The organism is Pseudomonas sp. WS 5051 (assembly GCF_012985715.1).
Lineage (GTDB): Bacteria > Pseudomonadota > Gammaproteobacteria > Pseudomonadales > Pseudomonadaceae > Aquipseudomonas > Aquipseudomonas bubulae.
In genome coordinates, this window is record NZ_JAAQWV010000005.1 from 386,092 (window position 1) to 410,570 (window position 24,479).

The 24,479-nt window shown below is 56.0% G+C and carries 30 protein-coding genes, 1 tRNA gene and 2 pseudogenes; 12 read left to right on the forward strand and 21 right to left on the reverse strand.

What is annotated here, in order from left to right; translation table 11 throughout:
- Nucleotides 1-109: 109 nt before the first annotated feature.
- Nucleotides 110-289 (reverse strand): DUF1127 domain-containing protein, encoded by a 180-nt coding sequence (locus tag HBN79_RS11085; RefSeq protein ID WP_138738786.1) that lies wholly within the window; start codon nucleotides 287-289, stop codon nucleotides 110-112.
- Between the two features lie 96 nt (nucleotides 290-385).
- Between HBN79_RS11085 and HBN79_RS11090 the strand changes: the two genes are divergently transcribed.
- Nucleotides 386-1,243, forward strand: coding sequence for a LysR substrate-binding domain-containing protein (locus tag HBN79_RS11090; RefSeq protein ID WP_095002248.1), 858 nt, complete (start codon nucleotides 386-388; stop codon nucleotides 1,241-1,243).
- Here the strand turns inward: HBN79_RS11090 and HBN79_RS11095 are convergent.
- From HBN79_RS11095 to earP, 3 genes are all read right to left on the reverse strand, one after another.
- A complete protein-coding gene (locus HBN79_RS11095; RefSeq protein ID WP_169916729.1) occupies nucleotides 1,233-1,982 on the reverse strand; it encodes a sulfite exporter TauE/SafE family protein in 750 nt (249 codons plus the stop codon). The genes HBN79_RS11090 and HBN79_RS11095 overlap by 11 nt on opposite strands.
- A 139-nt stretch (nucleotides 1,983-2,121) precedes the next feature.
- Nucleotides 2,122-2,694 carry an elongation factor P gene (locus HBN79_RS11100; RefSeq protein WP_016780001.1) on the reverse strand — a complete coding sequence of 191 codons (573 nt, stop codon included), beginning with the start codon at nucleotides 2,692-2,694 and terminating at the stop codon, nucleotides 2,122-2,124.
- A gap of 49 nt (nucleotides 2,695-2,743) precedes the next feature.
- Entirely contained in the window at nucleotides 2,744-3,877 is a 1,134-nt protein-coding gene (gene earP / locus HBN79_RS11105; RefSeq protein WP_095019386.1) for an elongation factor P maturation arginine rhamnosyltransferase EarP, read from the reverse strand.
- 125 nt (nucleotides 3,878-4,002) lie between these two features.
- Between earP and HBN79_RS11110 the strand changes: the two genes are divergently transcribed.
- Nucleotides 4,003-4,485, forward strand: coding sequence for a GreA/GreB family elongation factor (locus HBN79_RS11110; protein WP_169916722.1), 483 nt, complete (start codon nucleotides 4,003-4,005; stop codon nucleotides 4,483-4,485).
- Nucleotides 4,486-4,594: 109 nt separating this feature from the next.
- On the opposite strand, the gene HBN79_RS11115 is transcribed toward HBN79_RS11110, so the two are convergent.
- The gene (locus tag HBN79_RS11115) at nucleotides 4,595-4,849 is read right to left on the reverse strand and encodes a hypothetical protein (RefSeq protein ID WP_095002251.1); all 255 of its coding nucleotides are present in this window, start codon (nucleotides 4,847-4,849) and stop codon (nucleotides 4,595-4,597) included.
- A 166-nt stretch (nucleotides 4,850-5,015) separates the two neighbouring features.
- On the opposite strand from HBN79_RS11115, the gene HBN79_RS11120 reads away from it, so the two are divergent.
- The 3 genes from HBN79_RS11120 to HBN79_RS11130 all read left to right on the forward strand — a co-directional run bounded on the left by HBN79_RS11120 (nucleotide 5,016) and on the right by HBN79_RS11130 (nucleotide 7,057).
- The gene (locus HBN79_RS11120) at nucleotides 5,016-5,333 is read left to right on the forward strand and encodes a DUF883 family protein (protein ID WP_095002252.1); all 318 of its coding nucleotides are present in this window, start codon (nucleotides 5,016-5,018) and stop codon (nucleotides 5,331-5,333) included.
- Between the two features lie 148 nt (nucleotides 5,334-5,481).
- Nucleotides 5,482-6,684 (forward strand): MFS transporter, encoded by a 1,203-nt coding sequence (locus HBN79_RS11125; protein WP_095002253.1) that lies wholly within the window; start codon nucleotides 5,482-5,484, stop codon nucleotides 6,682-6,684.
- A gap of 76 nt (nucleotides 6,685-6,760) precedes the next feature.
- Nucleotides 6,761-7,057, forward strand: coding sequence for a DUF6388 family protein (locus HBN79_RS11130; protein WP_016779995.1), 297 nt, complete (start codon nucleotides 6,761-6,763; stop codon nucleotides 7,055-7,057).
- 63 nt (nucleotides 7,058-7,120) lie between these two features.
- On the opposite strand, the gene HBN79_RS11135 is transcribed toward HBN79_RS11130, so the two are convergent.
- Complete coding sequence (locus tag HBN79_RS11135; protein ID WP_095002254.1) at nucleotides 7,121-7,639, reverse strand: DUF4142 domain-containing protein; 519 nt, start codon at nucleotides 7,637-7,639, stop codon at nucleotides 7,121-7,123.
- Nucleotides 7,640-7,808: 169 nt separating this feature from the next.
- Between HBN79_RS11135 and HBN79_RS11140 the strand changes: the two genes are divergently transcribed.
- Nucleotides 7,809-8,144 (forward strand): hypothetical protein, encoded by a 336-nt coding sequence (locus HBN79_RS11140; RefSeq protein ID WP_095002255.1) that lies wholly within the window; start codon nucleotides 7,809-7,811, stop codon nucleotides 8,142-8,144.
- Nucleotides 8,145-8,589: 445 nt separating this feature from the next.
- Nucleotides 8,590-9,645: a fatty acid desaturase gene (locus tag HBN79_RS11145; RefSeq protein ID WP_095002256.1), complete on the forward strand. Its 1,056-nt coding sequence runs from the start codon at nucleotides 8,590-8,592 to the stop codon at nucleotides 9,643-9,645.
- Nucleotides 9,646-9,999: 354 nt separating this feature from the next.
- On the opposite strand, the gene HBN79_RS11150 is transcribed toward HBN79_RS11145, so the two are convergent.
- The gene (locus HBN79_RS11150) at nucleotides 10,000-10,338 is read right to left on the reverse strand and encodes a hypothetical protein (protein ID WP_169916723.1); all 339 of its coding nucleotides are present in this window, start codon (nucleotides 10,336-10,338) and stop codon (nucleotides 10,000-10,002) included.
- Between the two features lie 128 nt (nucleotides 10,339-10,466).
- Between HBN79_RS11150 and HBN79_RS23975 the strand changes: the two genes are divergently transcribed.
- Both HBN79_RS23975 and HBN79_RS11160 read left to right on the forward strand, forming a co-directional pair.
- Nucleotides 10,467-11,024: a helix-turn-helix transcriptional regulator gene (locus HBN79_RS23975; RefSeq protein WP_095002257.1), complete on the forward strand. Its 558-nt coding sequence runs from the start codon at nucleotides 10,467-10,469 to the stop codon at nucleotides 11,022-11,024.
- A gap of 105 nt (nucleotides 11,025-11,129) precedes the next feature.
- Nucleotides 11,130-11,704: pseudogene (locus HBN79_RS11160) on the forward strand (HD domain-containing protein).
- Nucleotides 11,705-12,132: 428 nt separating this feature from the next.
- Here HBN79_RS11160 and HBN79_RS11165 read toward each other — a convergent pair.
- From HBN79_RS11165 to HBN79_RS11180, 4 genes and pseudogenes are all read right to left on the reverse strand, one after another.
- Nucleotides 12,133-12,507, reverse strand: a complete 375-nt coding sequence (locus tag HBN79_RS11165) for a type II toxin-antitoxin system VapC family toxin (RefSeq protein WP_169916724.1) — start codon at nucleotides 12,505-12,507, stop codon at nucleotides 12,133-12,135.
- Entirely contained in the window at nucleotides 12,504-12,731 is a 228-nt protein-coding gene (locus HBN79_RS11170; RefSeq protein WP_095002259.1) for a type II toxin-antitoxin system prevent-host-death family antitoxin, read from the reverse strand. Before HBN79_RS11170 ends, HBN79_RS11165 begins: the two co-directional genes overlap by 4 nt.
- A gap of 88 nt (nucleotides 12,732-12,819) precedes the next feature.
- A pseudogene (locus HBN79_RS11175) lies at nucleotides 12,820-13,062 on the reverse strand (helix-turn-helix domain-containing protein); the annotation flags it as partial.
- Nucleotides 13,063-13,302: 240 nt separating this feature from the next.
- Nucleotides 13,303-13,392 (reverse strand) — tRNA-Ser (locus HBN79_RS11180).
- Nucleotides 13,393-13,699: 307 nt separating this feature from the next.
- On the opposite strand from HBN79_RS11180, the gene HBN79_RS11185 reads away from it, so the two are divergent.
- The 3 genes from HBN79_RS11185 (at nucleotide 13,700) to HBN79_RS11195 (ending at nucleotide 16,449) form a co-directional block, all read left to right on the forward strand.
- A complete protein-coding gene (locus tag HBN79_RS11185; RefSeq protein ID WP_095019389.1) occupies nucleotides 13,700-14,389 on the forward strand; it encodes a crotonase/enoyl-CoA hydratase family protein in 690 nt (229 codons plus the stop codon).
- Nucleotides 14,390-14,611: 222 nt separating this feature from the next.
- Nucleotides 14,612-15,394: a 1-acylglycerol-3-phosphate O-acyltransferase gene (locus HBN79_RS11190; RefSeq protein ID WP_095002261.1), complete on the forward strand. Its 783-nt coding sequence runs from the start codon at nucleotides 14,612-14,614 to the stop codon at nucleotides 15,392-15,394.
- A gap of 83 nt (nucleotides 15,395-15,477) precedes the next feature.
- A complete protein-coding gene (locus HBN79_RS11195; RefSeq protein ID WP_095002262.1) occupies nucleotides 15,478-16,449 on the forward strand; it encodes a magnesium and cobalt transport protein CorA in 972 nt (323 codons plus the stop codon).
- Nucleotides 16,450-16,563: 114 nt separating this feature from the next.
- On the opposite strand, the gene HBN79_RS11200 is transcribed toward HBN79_RS11195, so the two are convergent.
- The 10 genes from HBN79_RS11200 to HBN79_RS11245 all read right to left on the reverse strand — a co-directional run.
- Nucleotides 16,564-17,286, reverse strand: a complete 723-nt coding sequence (locus HBN79_RS11200) for an amidotransferase (protein ID WP_095002263.1) — start codon at nucleotides 17,284-17,286, stop codon at nucleotides 16,564-16,566.
- Nucleotides 17,287-17,909: 623 nt separating this feature from the next.
- On the reverse strand, nucleotides 17,910-18,251 hold the full coding sequence (locus HBN79_RS11205) for a ribonuclease E inhibitor RraB (RefSeq protein ID WP_016779973.1): 342 nt from the start codon (nucleotides 18,249-18,251) through the stop codon (nucleotides 17,910-17,912).
- Between the two features lie 265 nt (nucleotides 18,252-18,516).
- Nucleotides 18,517-19,125: an START domain-containing protein gene (locus tag HBN79_RS11210; protein WP_095020313.1), complete on the reverse strand. Its 609-nt coding sequence runs from the start codon at nucleotides 19,123-19,125 to the stop codon at nucleotides 18,517-18,519.
- Between the two features lie 47 nt (nucleotides 19,126-19,172).
- Nucleotides 19,173-19,427, reverse strand: a complete 255-nt coding sequence (locus HBN79_RS11215; RefSeq protein WP_016779971.1) for a YkgJ family cysteine cluster protein — start codon at nucleotides 19,425-19,427, stop codon at nucleotides 19,173-19,175.
- Between the two features lie 153 nt (nucleotides 19,428-19,580).
- Complete coding sequence (locus tag HBN79_RS11220) at nucleotides 19,581-20,054, reverse strand: translation initiation factor 2 (RefSeq protein ID WP_169916725.1); 474 nt, start codon at nucleotides 20,052-20,054, stop codon at nucleotides 19,581-19,583.
- 71 nt (nucleotides 20,055-20,125) lie between these two features.
- Complete coding sequence (locus tag HBN79_RS11225; RefSeq protein WP_095002266.1) at nucleotides 20,126-21,595, reverse strand: PLP-dependent aminotransferase family protein; 1,470 nt, start codon at nucleotides 21,593-21,595, stop codon at nucleotides 20,126-20,128.
- A gap of 247 nt (nucleotides 21,596-21,842) precedes the next feature.
- Nucleotides 21,843-22,649, reverse strand: coding sequence for an OmpA family protein (locus HBN79_RS11230; protein ID WP_095002267.1), 807 nt, complete (start codon nucleotides 22,647-22,649; stop codon nucleotides 21,843-21,845).
- A complete protein-coding gene (locus HBN79_RS11235; RefSeq protein ID WP_169916726.1) occupies nucleotides 22,646-23,002 on the reverse strand; it encodes a DUF4398 domain-containing protein in 357 nt (118 codons plus the stop codon). Before HBN79_RS11235 ends, HBN79_RS11230 begins: the two co-directional genes overlap by 4 nt.
- Before the next feature lie 9 nt (nucleotides 23,003-23,011).
- Nucleotides 23,012-23,830 (reverse strand): transporter substrate-binding domain-containing protein, encoded by an 819-nt coding sequence (locus HBN79_RS11240; protein WP_095002269.1) that lies wholly within the window; start codon nucleotides 23,828-23,830, stop codon nucleotides 23,012-23,014.
- Nucleotides 23,831-23,966: 136 nt separating this feature from the next.
- A partial coding sequence (locus tag HBN79_RS11245) for an FAD-binding protein (RefSeq protein ID WP_198417424.1) occupies nucleotides 23,967-24,479 on the reverse strand: 513 nt, incomplete at its 5' end.

Below are 24,479 nucleotides of genomic sequence, written 5' to 3' on the forward strand. Positions count from 1 at the left end.
TCTCCCGGAGGGAGAGGGGACTGACCGCACGCGGGTTCAAGAACACCGACAAACAGCTCCCTCTCCCTCAGGGAGAGGGCTGGGGTGAGGGGCAGCAAACACCCCGCCCTCACCTGTTAAACGGATCATCCCAAAAAGCCCGATGGCTTTCGGCCTCGATATCCGCCCTGCTCAACCCAAGGTCCTTGAGCGCCGCATCACTGATCTGCCGCAAGCACGCCCGCTCCCGCGACAGTTGATACCAGCGAGAAATCCGGGCAATCCACGCCACGCCTATTTGACCTTTCATCACTTGAGCCCTCCTGTGGTATGGCTCAAGTTTCTGCGCGGGCATAAGATCAATCCAACGAATGTTTCTTATGCGATACATCTGCGAGATTGATCAATGGCTGAATTTCCCAGCATCGACACCGACCTGCTGCGCACCTTTGCCGCCATCGCCGATCACGGCGGCTTCACCCGCGCCGCCGAAGCGGTCAATCGCACCCAGTCGGCGGTCAGCATGCAGATGAAACGCCTGGAAGAAGACGTGCTGCAATGTGCGCTGTTCCAGCGCGAAGGGCGCACTGTCAGCCTGACCCAGGAAGGCGTGGTGCTGCTCGGCTATGCCCGGCGTATCCTCAAGCTGCACAGCGAAGTGTTCAACACCCTGCGCCAACCACAGATGGTGGGCACGGTGAAGATAGGTTCGCCGGATGATTACGTGATGCGTTTTTTGCCCGGCGTATTGTCGCGCTTTGCCCAGGACTACCCGCTGATCAACGTCGAGGTACATTGCGAGCCGTCATCCCAGCTGTTGCAGCGTAATGATCTGGACCTGACGATCGTAACCCGCAAACCCGGTACCGAAATGGGCCAGATCCTGCGCCAGGAACGCTTTGTCTGGATGGTGGCCCAAGGCTTTTCGCCCCATGAACAAACACCCCTGCCCCTGGCAATGTTCAATACCGACTGTTTTTGCCGGACCTGGGCCTGTAATGCCCTGGATATTCAACAACGTGAATACCGGGTTGCCTACACCAGTGCCAGCCTCGCGGCGATCAACGCCGTGGTCAGCACCGGGCTCGCCGTCACCGCCCAGCTACAAAGCCTGCTGACGCCCGACCTGCGCATCATCGGCGCGGCCGAGAACCTGCCGGAGCTTCCCTCAGCCAGTATTGTGCTGTTACGCAAAGCCAACAGCGCGTCGTCACCGATCATTGAGTGCTTTGCCGAATACATCGTCGAAGGCTTCAAGCTTTGAGCGCCAGCAACCCCGCGCACAGCAGCAAAAACCCGCAGTACAAGCCGCGCAACAGGCGCTCCGGCAGGGCGTGAGCCAGCCTGACACCCCAACTGATGCTCAACAGACCGCCAATGGCCATCGGCACGCCCATGGCCCAGTTGACCTCGTCATGCACTGCATACGTCAGCAAAGTCACCGCCGTACTTGGCGCAGCCAGGGCCAGTGACAGGCCCTGGGCCACAACTTGAGTGGTGCCGAACACACTGGTCAGCACGGGCGCCGCCACCACGGCGCCACCGACACCAAACAGCCCGCCGGTCGTGCCTGCCACGGCACCCAGCACCCCGAACCACGGCCAGCCATAGCGTGAACCGGCCACAGGCGGGGCTGGCGAGGTGTACATTTTGATCAGGTTATAGAGGGTGATCGCCAGCAAAAAGACGATAAAGCCCCAGCGAATGATCCGCGCATCCACGCCAACGGCGAGCATCGCGCCCAACCAGGCGAAGCAAAAACTCATCAGCACCAGCGGCAATGCCTGACGCAAATTGATCCTGTTGCGTTGCTGATAGCGGTACAACGCCAAGAACACATTGGGCACCGACATGGCCAGGGCCGTGCCTTGCGCCAATTGCTGGTCCAGACCGAACCACAACCCCAATACCGGGATCGCGATCAGACCGCCTCCAATTCCGAACAACCCGCCCAGCGCCCCCATGGCGATACCCAAGGCTGCATACATTACAAAATCGATCAGCATTACCACCCCTCGTTGTGAGCACCCATGCTAACCAGTCCCCGGCGCCGGGCAAAGCGCAGAACCGGGGCTTTTTCATCGAGCAAAAAAAAGCCCGGCATCAAGGCCGGGCTTTTTCATCGTGCGGTTAACGCAAGGTTTAAACCTTGGCGCGGCCCTTGTAGGAACCACCGTCACGGGTATCGATTTCGATCCAGTCACCGATTTCAACGAAATCAGCAACGCTCAGCTCGGTACCGTTTTTCAGTTTGGCAGGCTTCATCACCTTGCCCGAAGTGTCGCCGCGAGCGGAACCTTCGGTGTAGTCAACCTGACGCACGATAGTGGTCGGCAGCTCTACGGATACCAGACGGTCTTCGAAGAAGATCGCTTCGCAAACGTCGGTCATGCCTTCTTCAACGAATGGCAGAACGGCTTCGATGTCTTCAGCGTTCAGCTCGTACATGGTGTAGTCAGTGGTGTCCATGAACGTGTAGGTGTCGCCGCTGATGAAGGACAGGGTCGCTTCTTTGCGATCCAGGATCACGTCTTCCAGCTTGTCGTCAGCGCTGTATACGATTTCGGTCTTGTAGCCAGTCAGCAGGTTTTTCAGCTTGGTCTTCATGATCGCGCTGTTACGACCGGACTTGGTGAATTCAGCTTTCTGAACCAACCAAGGGTCGTTTTCGAGCTTGATGACTGTACCGGGTTTAAGCTCTTTACCAGTTTTCATTACGAATATCCGAATTTGGATTGAGATTTACAAAAATCTAGGTCGCGTATCATATCCAATTTCTATAAAACAGTACTAGCGCTTGCGCAAGATCAGCCTGTAATGACTGTTCCAGACACCACTGTTCAGCGTGTGCAGCGATTTCAGGCCAGCATTGGAGCACCCCATTCCAGCTTTCGCCCATCTCGGCGCCAGCATTCCAGGCATGCCAAAGCCCGGTAACCGCCCGGGCTGCCTGTGGCGAAAGGCCTTTGACGTAGAGGTCGAGGAATGCGTTGAGCTTGACCCAGTGCGCGTCTTCTTCCTGCTCATAGATATGCCACAGCAGGGGGCGCCCCGCCCATTGCGCCCGCACAAACGAGTCTTCACCACGCACTGCGTTGAAATCACAGCTCCATAACAGGTGGTCGTAATCCTCTTGCCTGACGAACGGCAACGCCTGAACGGTCAACGCCCCGCGCTGTTCGACCGCACCCAGGGGTAACTGCTCAATACCCAGCCACTGCAGCAGATCACCCATGATCCGTCCTTGTGGCACCAGCAGGTGGGTCGGCCCGGCCCCCGCCGCCATTGCATCCAGCCAGCTGGCCAGCCCGGTATTTTCATAGGCAAATAATGAAATCAGCCGCGCATTGTGCGCCGGGCAAACCCCCAGCCCCTGCAAAAATACCTGCTTGGCCTGCGGGTCCTGCTCAAAGGCGTGGCGGCGCTGCAACAAGTCTGCCTCACGCAACAGCCCGCCAGTACCGGCATCAAACCCCGGAAAGAAAAACATCCGTTTCAAACCGTCAGGCCGCATCGATGGCAGGCCGTGGCAGCCGCTGACCCAGTCTTCGGCACTCAAGTACTCGAGATTGATCCACAACGCCGGTTTTTCGCGAGCCTTCATCGCCTGCAGATAGCCTTCAGGCAGTTTGCAGGCAAAGGCCTCGACCACCACGTCGGCAACCTCCGTCGCCGGCCACTGCGCCGGCCACTGGCAAACCTCAACCCCCTGCTGCCATTGCTGCGCAGCGCCGACATCCGCCTCGGGGCACAACGGCACAAACGCACGCAAGTCATCGACCCACAACCGTACGCCCTGCTGATGCTCGGCCACCAACTGCCGGGCCAGACGCCAGGTCACCCCGATGTCGCCGTAATTATCGACCACGCTGCAAAAAATATCCCAGGAGGCTTTCATACCGGGCTCCAACATTCAAAAGGGGGGATTGTCCGCATAATTGGCTGCGTACAGAAGTCTTGAGGCGGATTAATCTGCGCGGCACTCGTGCGACAATCGACGTTCGTCACTATCAAGCTGCGACCATGAACAAGACTGCTGTGCACCTGCTGATGCTGGAGAAACTCGAAATCGACCTCGATGTCCTCCAGCGCGCGGCGCAAACCGCCTATGAAGCGGCCACCCATGCGGAAAACATCGCCGAGAACAAATACGACACCCTCGGCCTGGAAGCGTCCTATCTGGCCACAGGACAGGCACGCCGGGTTGAGGAAATTCGCCAGGCGTTGAAAACCTGCCGGGCCATGACCCTTGCGCCGTACAACCCGGCGCAGGGCATTCAGATCGGAGCGCTGGTCAGGCTGGAAGCCGAAAATGGCAGCGAACAGTGGCTGTTCCTCGCCCCCGATGCCGCCGGACTCAAGCTCGACCACAGCGGGCAGACGGTCACCGTCATCACCCCGCGCTCACCCCTGGGGGCCGCCTTGCAGGGCAAACAGCTTGATGATGAAGTGCAGATCAATGTAGGCGGTGCGGTACAGGTGTTTAGCGTTTGCGAAACGCTCTAGACAACTGTGGGAGCGGGCTTGCTCGCGATAGTATCGCCCCGGTCAAGCAGATAAACCGCGGCACCTGAATCGCGAGCAAGCCCGCTCCTACCAAAGTTTGATGCATGCCTTACTTGGCAGCAGCCACCATGCGGTTCAACTCACTGCGCACCATGTTGGCGTATTCCGGCGGTGACATGGCGTCCAGTTCCGAGCGCACCCATTCAGCCCACTTGCCCTTGCGCTTGGCACGCTCACCAAACAAACGCGCCGCATCCCCTTTGGCCTTGCCCAGGTTGCTCTGCCAAAGGTCGTACAAACGGGATTTTTCATCTTCAAGCGCTGCACGCTCTGCGAGAGGCTTGTTGGCGAGGTTGAAGCTCATGTGAATTTCCTGCGGTGTTAATTAGGTGACATCTTACACCCTACAAAGAAGTGTCTCAGTCTGGTTTTTGACTACGCTGTCAGCTCAGGCGCAAATCAGATGCAACTTTTTAGCATTGGGTTGACTCCATTACATATCACCCCTTTAACCTGCAAGGAGTACCGCAATGGCTCGAAAAAATGCCGTACAAGCTGAAGATCAAATCAAGGATCAAGCGTTCAGCGAACTGCAAGACCTGATTGCCGAATCTGAAAAACTGCTCAAGGACAGCGTGTCCCTGGTCGGTGAAGAAGGCGAAACCCTGCGTGCCCAGGTGAGCCTCAAGCTCAAGCAGGCACTGGATTCAGTGACCAACGTGCGCGAGCGCACCAAGCCTGTGGTCGACGCCACGGAAAGCTATATCGGTGGCCATCCATGGCAGACCGTGGCCATCTCGGCCGGTTTCGGTCTGGTCGTTGGCCTGCTGCTGGGGCGTCGCAACTAACATCGGCTGCCACTGTTGCCTGCACAGCCCCTGGTGTTTATTGCCAGGGGCTGTGCGGTTTAAAATTTAAAACCGCCGACATATTCAGTGACATTCTCCGCTGACATTCTGATACTTCGTCGCATTCCCCATGCCAACGAGACAGTCAATGTCCACGTCTACTGCTGCAACAAAACCTCTTAGCACCGCCCTGATTCTGCTGATGGCCACCGCCACCGGCCTGGCTGTTGCCAGCAACTATTACGCCCAACCCCTGCTGCACACCATCGCCCAGCAACTGGGCTTGAGCATGGGCAGCGCCGGTACCGTGGTTATCACTGCCCAGCTCAGCTATGGCGCTGGCCTGTTACTGCTGGTGCCGCTGGGTGATCTGTTCGAACAACGCCGACTGATCGTCACCATGACCGTGCTCAGCGCCCTGGGCCTTCTGCTAAGCGCATTTGCCCCTTCGTTGACGTGGCTGTTGATCGGCACGGCACTGACCGGACTGTTTTCGGTATCGGCCCAGGTGCTGGTGCCCATGGCGGCCAGCCTGACCGACCCGCAAAGCCGTGGTAGGGTCGTTGGGACACTGATGAGTGGCCTGTTGCTGGGCATTTTGCTGGCCCGCACCGTAGCGGGCGCGCTGTCATCGGCAGGTGACTGGCGCACCATTTACCTGGTGGCTGCCGCCTTGATGCTGATCAGTGCCATCTCGCTGTATTGCGCCCTGCCCAACCACCATCAAAGCGCCGGGCTGAGCTACCCAAAACTGCTGAAGTCGGTGTTCACTCTGTTTATCGAAGAACCCGTACTGCGCCTGCGCGCCCTGCTGGGCCTGCTGACCTTCTCGCTGTTCGCCCTGTTCTGGACCCCCCTGGCCTTTTTGCTGGCGGTACCACCCTACAGCTACTCGGACGCGGTGATCGGTCTGTTCGGCCTGGCCGGCGCCGTCGGTGCGGTAGCGGCCAACTGGGCCGGACGCATGGCTGATCGCGGCAAGGGGCAACAGGCCACCACCGCTGGCCTGCTGGTGCTACTGGCCTGCTGGCTGCCCATGGCATTTGCCGGGCATTCATTGGTGGCTTTGCTGATCGGTGTGCTGGCCCTGGATTTTGCCGTGCAACTGGTCCATGTGAGCAACCAGAACGCGGTGTTCAAAGTCCGCCCGGCAGCCCGCAACCGCCTGAATGCTGGCTACATCACCTGTTATTTCATTGGCGGCGCACTGGGTTCACTGGTAGGTGCGCAGACCTACCCGGCCTATGGCTGGGACGGTATTGTCGTGGTCGGCGCCGTGGTCGCGACACTGGCATTGGCGGTATGGGGTTACAGCCTGCAGCGCGAAAGCAAGCTGCAACCGGTGGGCTAAGCAGCTATATGGCACTTTTCATCGTAATGCGAACTCGCTAGCATGCGAAAAATGCCCTGACCATCCGAGACGCCATATGATCCCTAAAGAATCCCGTAACGAACTGGCCCTGGATACTTTTATCAAGGCGCACCCTGAACTGATCGAAGAAATGAAAGAGCTGAGCGCCGAGGACCGCCAGCAACAGATTTTGTGGGCCTTTGAGGACGAAGCCGAAAGCCGCGGCCTGGAAGCCTGGGAACTGGCCCTGGAACTGATCGCCCGCTCCCCTGAAGAACTCAAGAGCATGCGCCTTGAAGTGCATCAGGAAGTCGCCGAAGCCCTGGACATGAGCTGGGAAGAGTACTGCGGGTTCAACGAAATCGCGGTCTGAGCCACGCCACGTTGCATAAAACGCCCGGTCGATCACTCACCGGGCGTTTTTGCACTTAAAGGATCAGGACTTGTGGTGGGCATCCACCAGTTTCTGCGCCATCAGCAGATGCATTTCCAGCTTGGGCAGGTACTTTTCGGCAAACGCCTGCAACTCCGGTGACTCGGGATTTTGCGCCTGCTCCTTGTACAACTCGATAGCCTGTTCATGGGCCTTGACCTGATTGGCCGCATAGGCCGCGTCGAACGAATCGCCCTCCTGCACTTGCAGCATCAGCTTTTTCGCCTTGTCGAGTATCTGCTCGTCGCTGGACACCTGCAGGCCCAGTCGGCTGGCAAGATCCTTCAAATCCCGATTGGCATTGGTATGGTCCTTGATGGCTTCCACGGCATAGCTTTCTATGTCCGTCGAAGAGGTTTTACTGATCGCCATACGGCTGGTCTCGATCTCCGCAATCCCTGCTGCATGAGCCTCATCAACAAAGTCTGCCGGACTGGCTGCGACTGCTGTGGCCGCCACGATCAGGGAGCAGACCAGGGCACAACCTGCCACAAAGCGTTTGGGGCCAATCAGGTGTTTCATAACGTCCTCCAGAAAAAGGCAGGTTTATTCCCTGCACAGAATCTGAAGGCACGTGATGGCAAAGGTTTAAATCAAAGCTGTTTTTTCTGACGGATGGCAACTGAAGGCACTTCAGCGAACCCTGAGCCATACTGTCCAGCAGCACTTTCCGTCAAACAGGAGAAGCCATATGGACGCCTTCAGGGCCATGCTCGACAACTGGGAGTCCAGATCTCAGGAGTCCAGTGAGCGGGTTGAATACAGCCTTTCACTGCACAAGCGTGATTTGGTCAAAATCAAGGCTTTCGCCCAAGCCTACGGCCTGGATGAAGCCACCATTACCCAAAGCCTGATTCATTGCGCGCTTGAGCAAGCAGAGCAGGCCATGCCCTATGTGAAGGGCTCTGAGGTCATCAGGATTGAAGAAGGTGAAGAGATTTATGCCGATGCCGGCAAAACCCCAGCATTCGTGAAAGCGGAACAAGCAATTTCCAGAGAACTGGACCTGAACAGTCCGCCTTCCTGAATCAAGTCTTGGGCCGTGACCGGGTAGCGCTGCGCCCGGGGGCACCGGCAGGTGGCGTGTACTGCCGGGCCTGCGCGCAGCCCGCATTCAGCAACAGCACGCCAAAGGGGGAGCAGCCTTATCATCGTCTAAATCCATTTGAGCTCGAATGGGAGCGCTCAATGGCACTACCGGGTAGTAATCCTTCAATCCCGGCGCCACACGACCGAGCATTCGCAACAATTCGGTTCAGGCCAGTTACATAATATCAACCGTTAGTTTTCAGGCCGATATTTAACCCGACGCAAAAGTTAACCCCGCGCCACAAAGTTATTGTCCGACAATATAACGATATATATCCGCTCGTCCGACCAACCCGCCATAAAAACATTAAAACTTGCCCAATAAAATAAATGTGCTTTTCTAGTGAAGCGATCCCAACCCATCGTCTTCAAAGGATGAAGTGATGAACACTGACTCTCGAGCACCCAGTACGACTTTGCCAAAAACCGAGCAGGATTTAATTAACGACGTTACTCAAAAAATCACACAGCACAGTAATGAGCTACGTAAACGCTATCGCGTACTGGGTTTCCAGAATGCCATAGGCGCCAGCGTGATGGCTGTTTCTGTAACTGGCATGATAATAACGGGCACACTGTATATAAAAGGGCTTATTCCCGGCTGGCTTTGTATTGTAATCAATGCGTTGTTGACGTCATTTATTCATGAACTTGAACACGACTTGATTCATCGCCTGTATTTCAGAAAACACCCCGTGGCGCACAACCTGATGATGCTGCTGTGCTGGATAGCCCGCCCCGGCATGCCCAGCCCCTGGTTACGGCGTGAACTGCACTTTCATCATCATAAAGAATCCGGCACCCACACCGATGTTGAAGCCTGGATTACCACCAGCGGCAGCAAGTGGGGGGCCAAGCGCTTTTTAAAACTCATCGACGGTTTTGTCTTTGGCATTGTCAATGCCCTGTTCGCACCGACCTGGCAAGAAAAAATCAGGTTGACCGTCAAGGTGCTTCGGTTGAATGCGCCCATGGGGCTTCTGTACTGGGGCTGCTGGTATATATTCCTGGGTTACCACCTCTACACATGGGTGAACTCGCTGATGGGCCTCACTGTTGAGCTCTCTGCTGCCGCATCACTGCTGATACAGGTGGTCAATGCTGCAGTGGTGATTATCGTCGCGCCCAATATCATCCGTCAGTTCTGCCTGTTTTTTATCAGCTCCAACATTCACTATTTCGGCGACGTCATGCCACGCAATCCCTTGCAGCAAACCCAGGTCATGAACCGGTGGTGGCTGTGGCCATTCCAGTTGTTTTGCTTCAACTTCGGGAGCACCCATTGCATTCATCACTTTGTGGTCAAGGACCCGTTCTACCTGCGCCAAATGACCGCGCCCTTCGCCCATAAAGTTTTAGCGGACGCCGGTGTCAGGTTTAATGACTTCGGCACCTATAAGCGCTCAAACCGTTACAGCTTTACGCAACCGGAAGCTTAAGCTATCAACCCGCTTCTATTTGTTTGATCTCGCCCTATAAATATCACCTTAGCCAGTGACCTTCAGAACTGGCTAAGCCTTTATCAACCGCACATCCTGTAGGAAATCAGGGGGCTGTGTTTACTTAATGTGGCGGTTAAGGAGGGGTTCGAAACCGTCCATACCCGTTTTTTTCAAATCACGGCCCCCGGCTTATAACGACTGTAGAGAATCTGCTGACTAACAAGCGGCCCCATGGCAGCCCCATGGGGTTGTGTGTCAACTTGTGGATCTGCTGCCTGATAGGGCATGTGTATTCTTTGCGTTTAGCCCTCGAAAAAAGGCAAGAACAGTAAGCACCTTGCTCATGAACAATTAAAAATAGCTCGGCGGTTTTTTTAAAAAATACTCAGCTTCCTGATTATTCCGTTCATTTATTCTGAGCAGCAAGCTCGGGTGAGGTCCTGTATAGCCTATTGATTCTGCTGCAACAAAACCAGCTGATCTGTAGATGTTGGTTTGTACGTCTTGAAAAAGCATAAACCCTGTAGTTGCTTGTTGTTTCTCATATCCTTCTAGCAGCATTGACAGGCAGCTTAGGCCATATCCTTTCTTGCGGCTGTTTACCTCTGTAGCTAATGAGCCTATGCCTATCCATGAACTGTTGTTATGCCCCGGAATCACATAGGAAATGGCAGATGATATGGCCGTCATTTAGAGCAGCTCCGCAAAAGACATTGTCTGCTGGCACGTCGATCCAGCTTCCAACTATCCAGGCAATTTGCATGCAGGGCTCGCACAGATCAAACTCGCCAAGACTCCCACTTTTTCTGTAACTCAATATGCCTGATATGTTGCTAAAACCTTCCTTACCTGGAGTCATGCTCCGGCGATGGCGTCTCTTGCACCAAGTCAAACAATCCCATGCCGCAGAGTTGTTTAGCGTTACCCAATCGACTATCTCTCGCTGGGAAAGTGGCGTACTGGATTTGGATTCCCTCGCACACGAAAAGCTTGAGAAGTTGCTGGCTGCTCGCCTCACTACAGCCGCTGATCAAGCGCTGGGCCGAATGGTTCGTGAAAGCTCGCGCCCCGTTCATCTCATTTGTGATTTGACGCACCGTTTGCTTGCTTGTTCATCTTCGCGAGCAGCCCAATTCGCGACTCCTGTCAGCGAGCTGCTGGGTAGTTCTTTATGGCGCTTCGCTACGCCAACTATTATTAGCATGGAGGCTGACCTGGATAGACTGGGTTGGCGGGAAGCCTTCGCACCACCAGCGCTGGAATTTCTAACGGGCGACAATCATTCGTCCATTGTTCCGATCAGCCAAAGCTTATGTCGCTGGACACGAATCCCCCTTTCGGACGGAGCAACAACACGCCTGGTTGAGTCGCTCTGACTGCACCCTGCATATTTTATGCGTAGACGCTAATGATCTTGAGATCTAGTCTGGCTGAACCAGGTGAGCGGACATTCTGTCCGGCCCACAGAGTCAGAGGTGTTCATGGACATCGAAAAAATCAAAGGGCGCCTCCAATTTCTACGTGAGGCGGAAAAGCTCAAGGATGTACTTAAAACGCGCACACCTCTTCCGGGCGAACCGAAAGCACGGCAGAGCACAGCTGGCGCTTATGCCTGATGGCCGTCGTCTTTGGAGATTATCTGACCGGTCTCGACAGGTTAAAAATGCTCAAGATGTGTGTCATTCACGACTTGGGAGAGGCCATCAGCGGTGACATTCCCGCCGTCAATAAAGATTCGTTTCCCAACAAGAGCGAGCAAGAGAGGAGCGACCTCATTCTCTTGACCAATACTCTGGATGAATCATTAAAAGCCGAGATATTGGCACTTTGGGACGACTACGAAAATGCTTTGTCACCAGAGGCGGTAGCCGTCAAGGCGCTAGATAAGTTGGAAACAATGCTTCAGCACAACCAGGGCAAGAACCCACCGGACTTCGATTACGAATTCAATCTTGCCTATGGCAAAAAATACACAGATGCCGCCCCTCTATTCGAGGCGCTTCGCAATATCATCGACGAAGAAACCAAAGCTAATATGCTTTTGAATCCGAAATGAACAAGTGCCACGTTGATGTGAATTGACTCCTTTGCATCAAAAAGTCCTACCTTTGCAGGAATCCGCAGGGCTCTCGTCTTCCAAAACTCTCCGCCCAGCCCGCGGCCCTGTCCGCTGTCAACCAGGCGCAGAACTGCGAAAAAAAAGACCTGCTTAGCCCGCAGACGAGGTGGGGGGACGACAGTGCGCGCCAGGGTATGAAGCATGCCACTACCCTGCCCGTCAAAATTGCTATCCGATGGCCTTCACCTGAGAGCCCTGTTGCCTTTATGAGTGGCGCCAAAGCTTGACCACCTTCTATCAACACTTTGACGAGAAGCGCTGTGCGCTCTCACTGGCAGCCTCACAAGGTGTGTTTACAGTTCTATTTGTTACGAGCCGTAAAAAACCGCCTCGATGGGCGGCTTGGTCATACGATAACGCACAGGTCAAACGATGATCGTGTGAGGGTATCCGTGCATGGCACTATCGTGAGTCACCAGGCTGATACCTTCTGCAAGCGCTTGGGCAACCATGATGCGGTCAAATGGATCGCGGTGATGGTTCGGCAGATTGCCTACAGTCAGCCCGTGATCAGAAGTGATCGGCAATTGGAGGTAGCCTGCATCTATCAGCACTTTGCGTAGTACAGCAGGAATAACGCCGGTGCGCTCGGCGCCTTTGATGGTCAGCTCCCAGATGCTGGCTGCGCTGAAATAAAGGGTGTTGGCCTCATCGTCGATAAGCTGGGCGGCAGCCTTGGGCAGTTTGTCGTCGCCAATAGCTGCCCAGATCAGGATATGCGTGTCGAGCAATAACCTCATGCCTTTCCCTCAAACAGATCTGCTATTTCAGCATCCAGAGCGTCCGAAGCATCGGCGTTGAATGTCACACCCGCGAGCATCCCGCGGCGCTTGGGGGGTGTAATAGGAACCAGCTTGGCCACTGGCACGCCTGCCTTGGCGATGATGATGGTCTCCCCGCCCGCTGCCGCATCAACAAGCTGCGAGAAGTGTGTTTTCGCTGCATGGATGTTGTGGATCTGCATATGGCTACCTCCCAAGGGTTGGTTCATGAGGTTAGCCTAGTCCAGCCAATGGACTAAGTAAAGTATGCTGAATGCTACCGTGTTTACACCTGAGGGCTAAGACTTGCGCCTCCAAAACAGCAGAGGTCAACTTGGGGCTGGAAGCCGGTTTGCGGGACTTCTCTTGCAGTCCCGACTGACCGTGCGCCTCGTAACGGTTAAGCCACTTGCAGGCCATTTGCGGGCTGATGCCAAACCGTCGACACAGTTCTCGTTTATTGCTACCGGGTTGCCGTGCTAAGGCAACGAACTCTTCTTTCAGGCTCATTGCATCTCTCGTGTCCCAGGGCATGATGGTTTTCCGGCGAAGTTGGCTCCCCGAAAAGTGTCCACCATGTCCCCGCACACCCGTCAACCTTATGTCCGGTCCGTACACACGGGGATGAAGGGACCTACCCCAAAGGACGGGGGGCCCAGCCAGAAAAAGCCCTACGTATTCTCATATTATTCCAATACCACCATTTTCCAGACGCCAGAAACCACAAACCCCCGACTTTCTCTAGGAAAATCAGGGGTTTGTGTTTACTTAATGTGGCGGTGAAGGAGAGATTCGAACTCTCGATACAATTTCTTGTATACACACTTTCCAGGCGTGCTCCTTAAGCCACTCGGACACTTCACCGTATCTCTTCAAACAAGTTCTGTCTGTCGAGGCGCGCTAATGTAGTCGAAAGCTTTCGATATGACAAATGTTTTTTTCAGAATTTTCATGTGCTTACGAAAATAGTCCTTTTGGCGGTATGCCACGGGGGGGCGTTTCTGCCAAATTCCGGCACCGCAGCTTTGCCCGTTCAGGCAAAAACCCTGCTCCGCTGCCCTCTATATAGAAGGTGCAGGCCAATTGCATGACTCACCGGTCAGTCATGGCCCTTTACCTGGGCCACGGGGCTGGGTAACGTCTGCCCCACTTCATAACAAGGATTTGCGCCATGAGTGACTTGATTGCCTACCACCTGGAAGACGGTATCGCCACGCTGACCTTGAGCAATGGCAAGGTCAATGCCATCTCCCCGGATGTGATCACTGCGTTTAATGCCGCCCTGGACCAGGCCGAGCAGGATCGCGCTGTAGTCATCATTACCGGGCAACCAGGCATTCTCTCTGGCGGCTATGACTTGAAGGTGATGACCGCCAGCCCCGAGCAAGCCATTGAGCTGGTCAGGCAGGGCTCGACCCTCGCTCGTCGCCTGTTGGCGCATCCGTTCCCGGTGGTGATTGCCTGTTCCGGCCACGCGGTGGCCAAGGGCGCATTTCTGCTGTTGTCGGTGGATTACCGTATCGGCGTGGAAGGCCCGTTCAGCATCGGCCTGAACGAAGTGCAGATAGGCATGACCATGCACCATGCCGGTATTGAGCTGGCCCGCGACCGGCTGCGCAAATCGGCATTCCACCGCTCGGTTATCAACGGTGAGATGTTCACCCCGCTCACCGCAGTTGACGCAGGCTTCCTCGACAAGGTGGTCAAGCCTGATGAGCTGCAAGCCGCAGCCCTGGAAGCCGCCCGCCAGTTGAAGAAGATCAATATGAGGGCCCACAGGAACACCAAGCTCAAGGTGCGCAAGGAGCTGCTGGAAACGCTGGACAAGGCAATTGAAGAAGACCAGCACCACCCGCTCTGACCCTCCCCCCCTGAAAAACCGGTCCCGACCGCAACCTGCGGTCGGGATTGTGCCTGCCTGACGTCCCCCTGCAATCATTCTCAAACTGCTCTGGCCCGCCTCTTACAAAGCTCGTTGAAACAAATGCTAAAACTTCAGCTATCTCCTACTTGTATCGGGGTAATTGCTGAAGACAGTGCACATCCGTACACTGCGCCGACTTTTGTTTTGGCGAGCCTGTAAATGCTACTTTCGATGCGTATGTTGTTGATGTGTCTGCATTTTATGCTTGCAGGCGTACTGGGTGTAATACTGGGCATGTGCCGTCCCTTCAATCCGGACAACAGCCGCCTGTGCGCGCGCCTGTATGCCTGGCCGTCCCGCTGGATCCTGGGCTACAGACTCAAGGCCGAGGTCGGACCGTTGATGGACAAGCCGCAAAGCTGTGTGGTGATTGCCAATCATCAGTCCAACTACGACCTGTTTATATTCGGCAACGTGGTACCGCGCCGCACTGTGTGCATCGGCAAAAAAAGCCTTAAGTGGGTGCCTCTGTTCGGCCAGCTGTTCTGGTTGGCGGGCAACGTGCTGATCGATCGGGGCAATGCCCAGAAAGCCCGCAAGTCGATGCTGACGACTACCCGCACCCTGCAAGAGAAAGACACGTCCATCTGGGTATTCCCGGAAGGCACGCGCAATTTCGGCAAAACCCTGCTGCCTTTCAAGAAGGGCGCATTCCAGATGGCAATCACTGCCGGGGTGCCGATCGTACCGGTGTGCGTTAGCACTTATAGCCAGCACCTGCAGCTCAACCGCTGGCACAGTGCCGATATCCAGATCCGTTCACTGCCTGCCATCCCGACAGCCGGCCTGACCCTGAATGACATCCCGCAGTTGATGGAACAGTGCCACGAGCAGATGCGTGAATGCATTGAAGCCATGGACCGGGAACTGCTGAGCCAGAAAAACATTCACTTGCCACCCCTGTCCAAGGGCAACTCGACAGTATCCAACCCGAACCACTGAACCTTTGTCGTCTCAAAGTGGCCAATAGCACGCTAAGCTGCATCTTCGTGCCATAACCCTTTGAAGAAGAAGCGATTAGAACTATGGGGAGAGTTGTTGCTGCTGCGGTTTATAACGCAGGCAAGAAAGTCACCAATATCACGCTGGACGAAGGCATTGAGTGGGCGAAAAAGCCTGGTCACTTCGTCTGGATTGGTCTTGAGCAACCCGACGCGCAAGAGCTGGCCAACTTGCAACGCCAGTTCAACCTGCATGAACTGGCCATCGAAGACGCCCTTGAGCAACACAGCCGTCCCAAGCTCGAGACCTTTGGCGATGCGCTGTTTATCGTGATCTATTCTCCGGTTCGCCATGAAGGCAAACTGGAGTTTGTCGAAACCCATATCTTTGCCGGCAACGGCTATATCATCACCAGCCGCAATGGCCATTCAGCCTCTTACAAATCCGTACGCCAGCGTTGCGAAGCACGGCCGCTGCTGCTGGAGCATGGTGAAGACTTTGTGCTGTATGCCCTGCTCGACTTCGTTACCGAGAGTTATCAGCCTGTCAGCGAAGCCATCCATGCCGAAATCGAGCAGCTCGAACAAAGCATCATGGGCAATGCCCTGAATGAGGCGGACATCGTCCACCTGCATGGCCTGCGCCGCGATGTACTGCGTCTGCGCCGCTATGTGGCGCCCATGGTGGAGATCAGCGAAGAACTGCAGCGCCTAACCTTCCCCTTTATCGACAAGAACATGCGTCCTTATTTTCGTGATGTGCAGATTCACGTCACGCGGCAGATGGAAGATCTCACCAACCTGCGCGATGCCGCTACCCAGACCATTGAGATCGTTGTGCTACTGGAGTCTTCACGCCAGAGCAATGTACAGCGCAAGTTCGCCGCCTGGGCGGCCATCCTGGCGTTCCCCACTGCCGTGGCGGGGATTTACGGGATGAACTTCCAGAACATGCCGGAATTGACCTGGCACTACGGCTATTTCGGTGTGCTGGGGTTTATTGCGGTGGGCGTCACCGGCCTGTGGACCAGCTTCAAACGGTCTGGCTGGCTCTAACCCTCTCACCCTGTGGGAGCGGGCTTGCTCGCGATTCAGACAGCGCGATTGTTCAGCCAAACCGCATCGTTCCAATCGCGAGCAAGCCCGCTCCCACCTATATCGAGCCGGATATCAGGCGATCTGCGGCTTGTGCGACACAAAACGCATCATCCACTCGGCAACGGTGCGGCCATGATGATCCTGGCCCAGGCTGGCGATACCGCTGCTGTAGACCTGCTCGCCCAGATGTTCCTGGCGCAGGTCAAGCAAGGCCCGCGAATAGTCGTGGATAAACTCGGGGTGGCCCTGGAAGCACAGCACCTGATCATTGATGTGGTAGGCGGCAAACGGGCAGAAATCACTGGAAGCAATGACCGTGGCGTTCTCCGGCAAGGCCGTAACCTGGTCCTGATGGCTGATCAACAGCGTCAAGTCCTCGACCACCGGGTTCATCCACGGTGCCTTGGCAGCCAGTTTGTACTGGTGGGTGCCCACGCCCCAGCCTTGAGTGGCGCGCTCGCTCTTGCCACCCAGCAGCAGCGCCAGTAATTGATGGCCAAAGCAAACGCCCAGCAACTTGTCACCGCGCTCGTAGCGTGTCAACAAGTAGGTTTTGAGGGTTTGAATCCACGGATCGGTGCCAAATGAGTCCGCCTTGCTGCCGGTAACCAGGTAAGCATCGAACGTCTGGTCATCAGACGGATATTCGCCATGCATGACATTGAAAACAGTGAACTGTGCCGCGATTGGCTGCGTGGAGAACAGGCGCACAAACATTTGCCCGTAGCCCTGATATTGGTCAACAAACTCTGGACGCAGAATGTCGGTTTCCAGAATGCAGATGCGTAGCGACATAAAAGTACCTGGCACGATAAAGGCGAAAGTAATGATGACAACAGATCCGAGCCTGCCCTGAAAGGGTATTTGATGGCAAGTACTGAACGTAGTAATCGCCCTGCAACCCCTGAAAACGGGGGCCTTTTGTAGGACAAAACAGGGCTGCACTGCACTCCCTGACGAACGGTAGGGGGCTAAGAATATGGACACCAAACGGGCCCGTTGCGTCTAGATACGGGTCGGCAGGTCAGGGGTAAAAGACTTAATAGCGTTTTAGAAACTTACTGCACTTGGATGATGTTAAAGGGTTCTAAGCCATGTCTTATGGGGGCTCTAAGGTTAACCCTGTTGCCAGGGCCGCTTTCTTTTCGAGGCATTAATCTCTTGGCGCAGGCATTGTCGTTCAGGAAAAACAAAAAAAGGCAGATAGCCATGTTCAAACATACGAAAGTACGTCAAGCCGGTCTTATCCTCTTTGCTACCACCTTGCTGCTGATCTTGCCGAACCTGACAAAGGTTATCGGTTAGACATGCCAATATGCCGAAGACGTGCGCCCCTGCGCGTCTTCGCGGGCTAAAGTTGCTGGCTATAAAACAGAACGGCCGGCCCTGAGGCCAGCCGAGAAACGATCAAACACCTTTCAATTGAGCAGGCCACGCACCTCCTGCTTCACGCCCCAACCTTCGATAATTCCTCCCAGCGGCACGACTACTGCTTCAAAGTCCTGCTCGAAATCGCCGATGCCCCCATAGGTGGCATACATCACCTTACTCAACTCCAGATGCCATGCACCGTCATCTCGCACATTGATCTGCGCATTCAGGGACTCACCACAAAATTTTTGTGCAGCTCTGCGCGCCCGCTCCTCGTCCGGGAAGATCGCGTAAAACTCGATGGGATGGATACGTGAAAAATCAAAACCGCCTTCTTTCATGCGGCGCAGCACATAGCTGCTGAGGTCTTCTTGATGGGCTGTGCTCATGAAACGTCCTCCTCGCAATGGATAGACATTCAGCGCTCCCCTTCGGCAACAGTCGGGCCGTGACAAGGGAAGAAATAAGCATGTAGCAAACAAGATCAGAGCCAGTCGATTACTTCGCTGGTCTGGTTGCAGAGTAGCTCCAGGGTGCGGGATCTGCCAAGGGGGCAAGCCATGAATTTCAACAGGTTTTTTCGTTTGTCGGAAAAAACCGCGCCCGGTACCCGGACAGATGCGCTGTCCAGGACCCGGCTTGCGCTGCTGTGAGTTACGGCTTTTCAGCGCGCTCTTTCAGCCCTTTGAGGGTATTGAAAGGCGCATCGACCACAAACTTGTTGGCCAACCAGGAAGGCACGCTGCCGCCCGGCTCGGTGTGTACCTGATAGGTCACTTCGGTCAGGTTGTCACCTTTGGGCACCAGCTTCCAGAAGCCGTTGACCTGGGCAACCCGTACAAAGCCCTTTTCTTCCGGGATATAGGTCGGCAGGCCTTTGAGCGTGCGGGTCAGGCTGCCATCTGCGCCTTGGGTAGACGTTACCAGCAGCACCGAATCTCTCGGGGTAACCGGCCACGGTGTTTTGAACTGGGTGTAAGTCCAGCTCTGGTCGCCCTCATGCTTGAGCAGCTTTTGCGACTGGCACTCATGGATCCAGGCACAAGCGCTGGCCACGTCTTCCTGCAACTTGCTGATTTTGGCCAGTGGCGCCTTGATGGTCGTCACGCCCTGGTACGCCTTGTACTGGGAGCCGGCCACCTCACTCAGCGACACCTTGATGCCGTCCTGATCCTTGGCAACCTTCCAGTCTTCAGCCTGAGCCACACCCGCCAGCAGAGCGCTCAAACCACAGATCAATGCCACTTTATGCAACGAACCCATTGTCTTGTTCCTTATTGTTGAAGGTTTGTTCACTGGACACGAACACACTATGCAGCGGTCACCTGCTCCCACCAGCCAATCAGGTTGATGGCCTCTTCCCGATTGCTGCCGCACACCTCGATATCTGCCTTGAAATCACCACACACCGCAGGGCGTTGCGGCTGGCCGAATAAACCGCACAAGTAGTCGACAGAAAGATGCAGGCAGCGTTCCCCGGCAGGCTTGCCATTGGGCATACCGGGCAGCGGTGTACTGATGGAAGGGGCTATGCAGCATGCGCCACAGCCTTCACGGCAATTCATGACGTCAGCTCCTCGTTCGGGGCAAAGTGTGTTGATGACAAGGGATAGTACTCGCTGGAACAGGTGTTTGAAATTGACCGTTCAGCAGAATGTGCCGATAAATGACGGTGACTGATCAGTCAGTTTAGAAGGCTGTTTTACAGCGCTCGACACTTATTGTTTGAACTCGAAATCCAGTGCCGCACCTTCGATTTCATTGTGTCGATATTCATTGCGCAATTGCAGGTCCATTTCATTACTGAGCAAACGCCCATTGAGCTGAAAAGGACTTTCTTCGACAGACTTTTCGCCAAACATATTGGGCAGTAACGGTTTGTGCGCAGGCATGGCTACCGTGCCCAAGGGCCGCAGTTGCTTGACCATCTCGGGCGGCAGGCGCAGGTCGAGCTTGGCAGCAGGCAAGGGCTTTTTGGCGATTTCATGGGCCGACCGGGATTTTGTAGCGATTGGCTTACGCTTTTTGACCGGCGCTTTTTTCTCGCTGGCGGCAGGTTTTGCCGATGAATGGACAGATTGCGTCTGCGCAGAAGTGGATGCGGGGAGCACCGGATCTGCTGTTGCAACGACTGCATTGAGCGCACTCAAAACACCCATCAACACAAGACTCGCACAATATGTCGCTTTCATAACTCCCACAGCTTTAACGGTTCAGGTGCGTATGCTCGCGCTTTACGCACAGGGGAACAAGGTAATTATAGTCAAAATGCCATACCGGCTATTGCAGAGCCACCATATAGACCTGCAGTTTCCTGGCAGAGCTGGTTGGCAAGCATGCCAAGCGTCATCAGGGCCCGCTCGGCTTCCCGATTCCAGGGCGTGCCGCAGTTTAACCGGATGCAATGATTGAACTGCTCGGTGTTACTGAAAATCAGCCCCGGCGCAATACTGATGCCTTGTTGCAGCGCCCGCACATGCAGCTCCTGGGTATTGACCCGGCCCGGCAAACTGACCCACAGGATAAAACCACCGCTGGGGCGGGACATCTGCGTCCCTTCCGGGAAATGCTGTTGCACTGCCAGCTGAAAAGCACTGAGGTTTTTTCTGTATTCCTGGCGGATATAGCGTAAATGGCGGTCGTAACCGCCATTTTCAAGGTAAGCCGCCACCCCCATTTGGGTCACGCTGCAGGCCGAATGGGTGGTAAAGGTTTGCAGGCGCTGGATTTCCTGCTGAAACTTGCCCGCAATCATCCAGCCGATTCGCACACCGGGTGACAGGGTTTTGGAAAAGCTCGAACAGTAGATCACCCGATCCAGGCGATCAAAGGCCTTCAAGGCCTTGGTGCGCCCGACCTCGAACATCAGTTCGCCATAGATATCATCTTCCACAATCTGGATATCAAAGTCCGAGGCCAGGCGTAGCAGCTGCTTTTGCCGCTCTTCAGGCATGGTCCCACCCAGGGGGTTGCTCAGGCGCGTGGTCAGCACCAATGCCTTGATCGACCATTGATTGGCGGCCAGTTGCAGGGCTTCAAGGCTCATGCCGGTGGCCGGGTCACTGGGGATTTCAATGACTTTCAAACCCAGCAGGTCAGCCAGTTGCAACAAGCCGTAGTACGTTGGCGACTCCGCCGCGATCAGGTCTCCGGGGCGGGTCAGCACCCGTAATGACATTTGCAGGGCATCGACACAGCCGTGGGTGATGATCACTTCAGACGGATCGACCACCACGCCAGCATCGCGCATGCGTATTGCCACCTGGCGGCGCAGGGGTTCGAAGCCGGGGCTGAACATATAGCTGAACGCCCGCGGGCTGTGAAAGCGGGTGACCTTGGCCAGTTGCTGGTGCAAAGCGCGTACAGGCAGGTAATCGACACTGGGCACAGCCGCTCCCAGCGGGAACACACCTTCGCGGCGGGACTCGACCAGGACTTGCTGGATAATGCTGCTGCGGGTGACCAGCCCCGGACGCTCGACACGGGCGATATCCGGAGTGGGTGCGGTAAGTGCCGGGGTCTGGTGCACATAATATCCGGACTGCGGCCGTGCCCGGATCAACCCCTGGTCTTCAAGATTGGCGTAGGCCTGCAACACCGTGGCATGACTGACGTTGAGCTGCGAGCTCATCTTGCGCACCGAAGGCACACGCTCGCCCGGCTGATAAACGCCACGCCGGATATCTTCAGCCAGCTGCTGAGCGATACGTTGGTAAAGCAAAAGGTTGGTCATGGCGCTGCACTCGATGTTCAGGCTTTGTTTTTATGGGGAACAATACCGGAACAGTTTAGAAGTGTACGGGCACAGTTGTCACTTATCTAAGCCGTACAGCGCGAGTGCGGGGGTAACTGTATGGGTGCGGACAATGCAGCTGTGGGAGCGAGATTTGCCCGCGATGGCAGCACCGCGGTACGCCTGGCACACCGAGCCGCTCCAATCGCGAGCAAGCCCGCTCCCACAGTCCAGGCAAATCCCGGTTTTAGCGAGCGGCGCCCAACTGGCCTTTTTCGTCCGAGAAGACGATTTCAACACGACGGTTCTGGGCCCGGCCGCGCTCACTGGCGTTCACATCCACCGGGTACTGGTCGCCATAACCTTCCACCTGGATGCGTTTCTCGTCGATACCCAGGTCGATCAGCACATCCGCCACTGCCTGGGCACGGGCCATGGACAGCTTGAGGTTATCCTCCGTGCCGCCCGTGCTGTCGGTGTAACCCTCAATCCGCACAATGCGCTTGGGGTTGAGTTGCAGAAACTGCACCAGTTTGAGAACCGTGCGGTTGGCCGAATTTTTCAAATCGGCTTCGCCTGTATCAAACAACACGTCACCCAGGGTCATGACCAGGCCACGATCGGTCTGGGTCGTGGCCAGGCTGACGATTTGCTCTTCCAGCCATTGGCCCTGCTGCTGAACGCTTAACAGCTTGGCCTCCCGCAAGGCCAGTTGCAGTCGCTGACGCTCCAGCTCGAGCTTGGCCGCGCGCTCTTCATTCAGCACCTGCTGGGTGTGCTCACGGGCGATTTCGCTGTAACGCTGGCTCAAGTAGGCGTAATGCGCAACGTCATCACCGCTGCCCCAATAGCTGGACAACCGGTCAGCACGCGCCAGGGACTCACCGGAGCGGATCACGTCCTTGGGAGCGATGCGCAATACATTGGTATCTTCCTTGACGGCCTGGAAGTCCGTACCGGCCTGCTGCAAGGCCTGCTGGCTGTTGTGATGGCCGGTGCAACCGCTCAGGCCGATAGCCAGCGCCCCCATGTAAGCTGCGGACTTGAGGCTCATTGCGCCTCCGCCAGTTGTTTGCGCAAGCGCGCGATACGGGTATTGAGCACGTTCAATTGTTCCTGGCTTTTTTGCGTCAGCACACGAGCTTCAGCCAAGCGGGCGTCAAGCTCCGCCTGTTCGGCCTGCATGCGCGCGTCCTTGTAAGATTCATCTGTCATATCGGCCAGCGCTTGGGCCAACTTGTCTTCGGCTTGTTTAAGCTCGGCCAGGTCATCGGCTTTTGCACCCACCGCCCTGGCTTGCTCCAGGGCCTGCTCGGTCAAACGCAATTGTTCATTCGGCGCAGGATCGGCTGCACACCCCGCCAGAGCCACAACGGCCAGGGCAGCGAAAAGAGGTCGAATTGTCACTAGGGATTCCTACTGTTTTGGGGCGCTGAGCGGTTGTTGCAGCTGGGTTTTCCACCGCTCCAGATTGCGTTGCACTACCGCCTCGGTCAGGCCGGAGGCGGGCAATTCTGTCATCTTTTTGGCGAGCTGTCCGCGCAACCACGGCTCATTACAGGCTGAGTCATGGGAAACAGCCAAAAACAGCCCTGGCTGATCGACAGGTTGCGGATGTGCCAGCAAATCATCGGCGATGCCCAGGGTTTGCGCAGTGACCATACCGGCATAACGACCGGCCAGTACATACTCGGCCTGCCCCAGCAGCAGCTTCTGAAAAGCCTGGGTCAACCCGGGCTGGGGCTCCAGGGTCAGTTGATGACGGGCAAACTCATTGAAGGTTTCGCTTAAACGGGCCTTTTCCGAGACCGCGCCCTTGTGCCCATGCAAGTCTGCGGGCGTTTCGTAGATCAGGGGAGAATCTTTGCGCGTCCACACCAGATAATCGTTGCGCACCAGCGGCGGGTGGATGTAATCGAAGGAAGAAAGCCCGGCCACGGTCAGCGGAGCATCGAGCAGCAAGTCCATGCGTCCGGTACGAACCTCGTCATGGGCCTGGGCACGCTTGCCGCCATAGAGCACTTCAACCTTGATCCCCAGCTCGTGGCCAGCCTGCTGGATCAGGTCGGCACTGGCGCCGATCAAATGGGCAGGGTCGGCCGGATCACGCCACAGGTAAGGCGGGGCATCGGGGCTGCCGGTGACGATCAGGCGTTCGCATTTGCCCGCCGCCTCGGACAGCAATGGCAAAAACACCAACCCTGCCAGCAGCCTGCTGATCTGACGCATATCCATACCCTACACTCCCTCCACACAATTGACAGGCATTAAAAAGCCCGGTTACCCGGGCTGTGAAAACAGGCAGGACACTGAGTGCCCTACCCTTCCCAACGCCCCGGTAACCGGGCCCTTTATAAGTGAAGCAACTGGATTAAACCAGTTTCTCCAGCTCAGGCACAGCTTCGAACAAGTCCGCTACCAGGCCGTAATCGGCCACCTGGAAGATCGGTGCTTCTTCGTCCTTGTTGATCGCAACGATCACCTTGGAATCTTTCATCCCGGCCAGATGCTGGATCGCGCCGGAAATACCGACCGCAATGTACAGCTGTGGCGCAACGATTTTACCGGTCTGGCCAACCTGCATGTCGTTGGGTACGAAGCCTGCGTCCACAGCGGCGCGGGATGCGCCAACAGCAGCGCCCAACTTGTCAGCCAGGGTGTACAGCAGCTTGAAGTTGTCACCGTTCTGCATGCCACGGCCGCCAGAAACCACAACCTTGGCTGCGGTCAGCTCAGGACGGTCCGACTTGGCCAGCTCTTCGCCAACAAACGACGAAGTGCCTGCATCGTGAACCGCTGCAACCGCTTCAACCGCTGCCGAACCACCTTGCGCAGCAACCGGGTCGAAACCGGTGGCGCGTACGGTGATCACTTTGACCGGCGC

Coding starts and splice junctions, on each gene's coding strand:
- HBN79_RS11170 (WP_095002259.1), bottom strand. CDS start 12,731: ATGCAGATCCACAACATCCATGCAGCGAAAACACACTTCTCGCAGCTT.
- HBN79_RS11135 (WP_095002254.1), bottom strand. CDS start 7,639: ATGAAACACCTGATTGGCCCCAAACGCTTTGTGGCAGGTTGTGCCCTG.
- HBN79_RS11125 (WP_095002253.1), top strand. CDS start 5,482: ATGTCCACGTCTACTGCTGCAACAAAACCTCTTAGCACCGCCCTGATT.
- HBN79_RS11215 (WP_016779971.1), bottom strand. CDS start 19,427: ATGAATTGCCGTGAAGGCTGTGGCGCATGCTGCATAGCCCCTTCCATC.
- HBN79_RS11200 (WP_095002263.1), bottom strand. CDS start 17,286: ATGTCGCTACGCATCTGCATTCTGGAAACCGACATTCTGCGTCCAGAG.
- HBN79_RS11165 (WP_169916724.1), bottom strand. CDS start 12,507: ATGAGGTTATTGCTCGACACGCATATCCTGATCTGGGCAGCTATTGGC.
- HBN79_RS11190 (WP_095002261.1), top strand. CDS start 14,612: ATGCTACTTTCGATGCGTATGTTGTTGATGTGTCTGCATTTTATGCTT.
- HBN79_RS11185 (WP_095019389.1), top strand. CDS start 13,700: ATGAGTGACTTGATTGCCTACCACCTGGAAGACGGTATCGCCACGCTG.
- HBN79_RS11130 (WP_016779995.1), top strand. CDS start 6,761: ATGATCCCTAAAGAATCCCGTAACGAACTGGCCCTGGATACTTTTATC.
- HBN79_RS11090 (WP_095002248.1), top strand. CDS start 386: ATGGCTGAATTTCCCAGCATCGACACCGACCTGCTGCGCACCTTTGCC.
- HBN79_RS11100 (WP_016780001.1), bottom strand. CDS start 2,694: ATGAAAACTGGTAAAGAGCTTAAACCCGGTACAGTCATCAAGCTCGAA.
- HBN79_RS11145 (WP_095002256.1), top strand. CDS start 8,590: ATGAACACTGACTCTCGAGCACCCAGTACGACTTTGCCAAAAACCGAG.
- HBN79_RS11225 (WP_095002266.1), bottom strand. CDS start 21,595: ATGACCAACCTTTTGCTTTACCAACGTATCGCTCAGCAGCTGGCTGAA.
- earP (WP_095019386.1), bottom strand. CDS start 3,877: ATGAAAGCCTCCTGGGATATTTTTTGCAGCGTGGTCGATAATTACGGC.
- HBN79_RS11110 (WP_169916722.1), top strand. CDS start 4,003: ATGAACAAGACTGCTGTGCACCTGCTGATGCTGGAGAAACTCGAAATC.
- HBN79_RS11205 (WP_016779973.1), bottom strand. CDS start 18,251: ATGAGCACAGCCCATCAAGAAGACCTCAGCAGCTATGTGCTGCGCCGC.
- HBN79_RS11210 (WP_095020313.1), bottom strand. CDS start 19,125: ATGGGTTCGTTGCATAAAGTGGCATTGATCTGTGGTTTGAGCGCTCTG.
- HBN79_RS11140 (WP_095002255.1), top strand. CDS start 7,809: ATGGACGCCTTCAGGGCCATGCTCGACAACTGGGAGTCCAGATCTCAG.
- HBN79_RS11085 (WP_138738786.1), bottom strand. CDS start 289: ATGAAAGGTCAAATAGGCGTGGCGTGGATTGCCCGGATTTCTCGCTGG.
- HBN79_RS11120 (WP_095002252.1), top strand. CDS start 5,016: ATGGCTCGAAAAAATGCCGTACAAGCTGAAGATCAAATCAAGGATCAA.
- HBN79_RS11195 (WP_095002262.1), top strand. CDS start 15,478: ATGGGGAGAGTTGTTGCTGCTGCGGTTTATAACGCAGGCAAGAAAGTC.
- HBN79_RS11240 (WP_095002269.1), bottom strand. CDS start 23,830: ATGGATATGCGTCAGATCAGCAGGCTGCTGGCAGGGTTGGTGTTTTTG.
- HBN79_RS11230 (WP_095002267.1), bottom strand. CDS start 22,649: ATGAGCCTCAAGTCCGCAGCTTACATGGGGGCGCTGGCTATCGGCCTG.
- HBN79_RS23975 (WP_095002257.1), top strand. CDS start 10,467: ATGCCTGATATGTTGCTAAAACCTTCCTTACCTGGAGTCATGCTCCGG.
- HBN79_RS11150 (WP_169916723.1), bottom strand. CDS start 10,338: ATGACGGCCATATCATCTGCCATTTCCTATGTGATTCCGGGGCATAAC.
- HBN79_RS11115 (WP_095002251.1), bottom strand. CDS start 4,849: ATGAGCTTCAACCTCGCCAACAAGCCTCTCGCAGAGCGTGCAGCGCTT.
- HBN79_RS11220 (WP_169916725.1), bottom strand. CDS start 20,054: ATGAAAGCGACATATTGTGCGAGTCTTGTGTTGATGGGTGTTTTGAGT.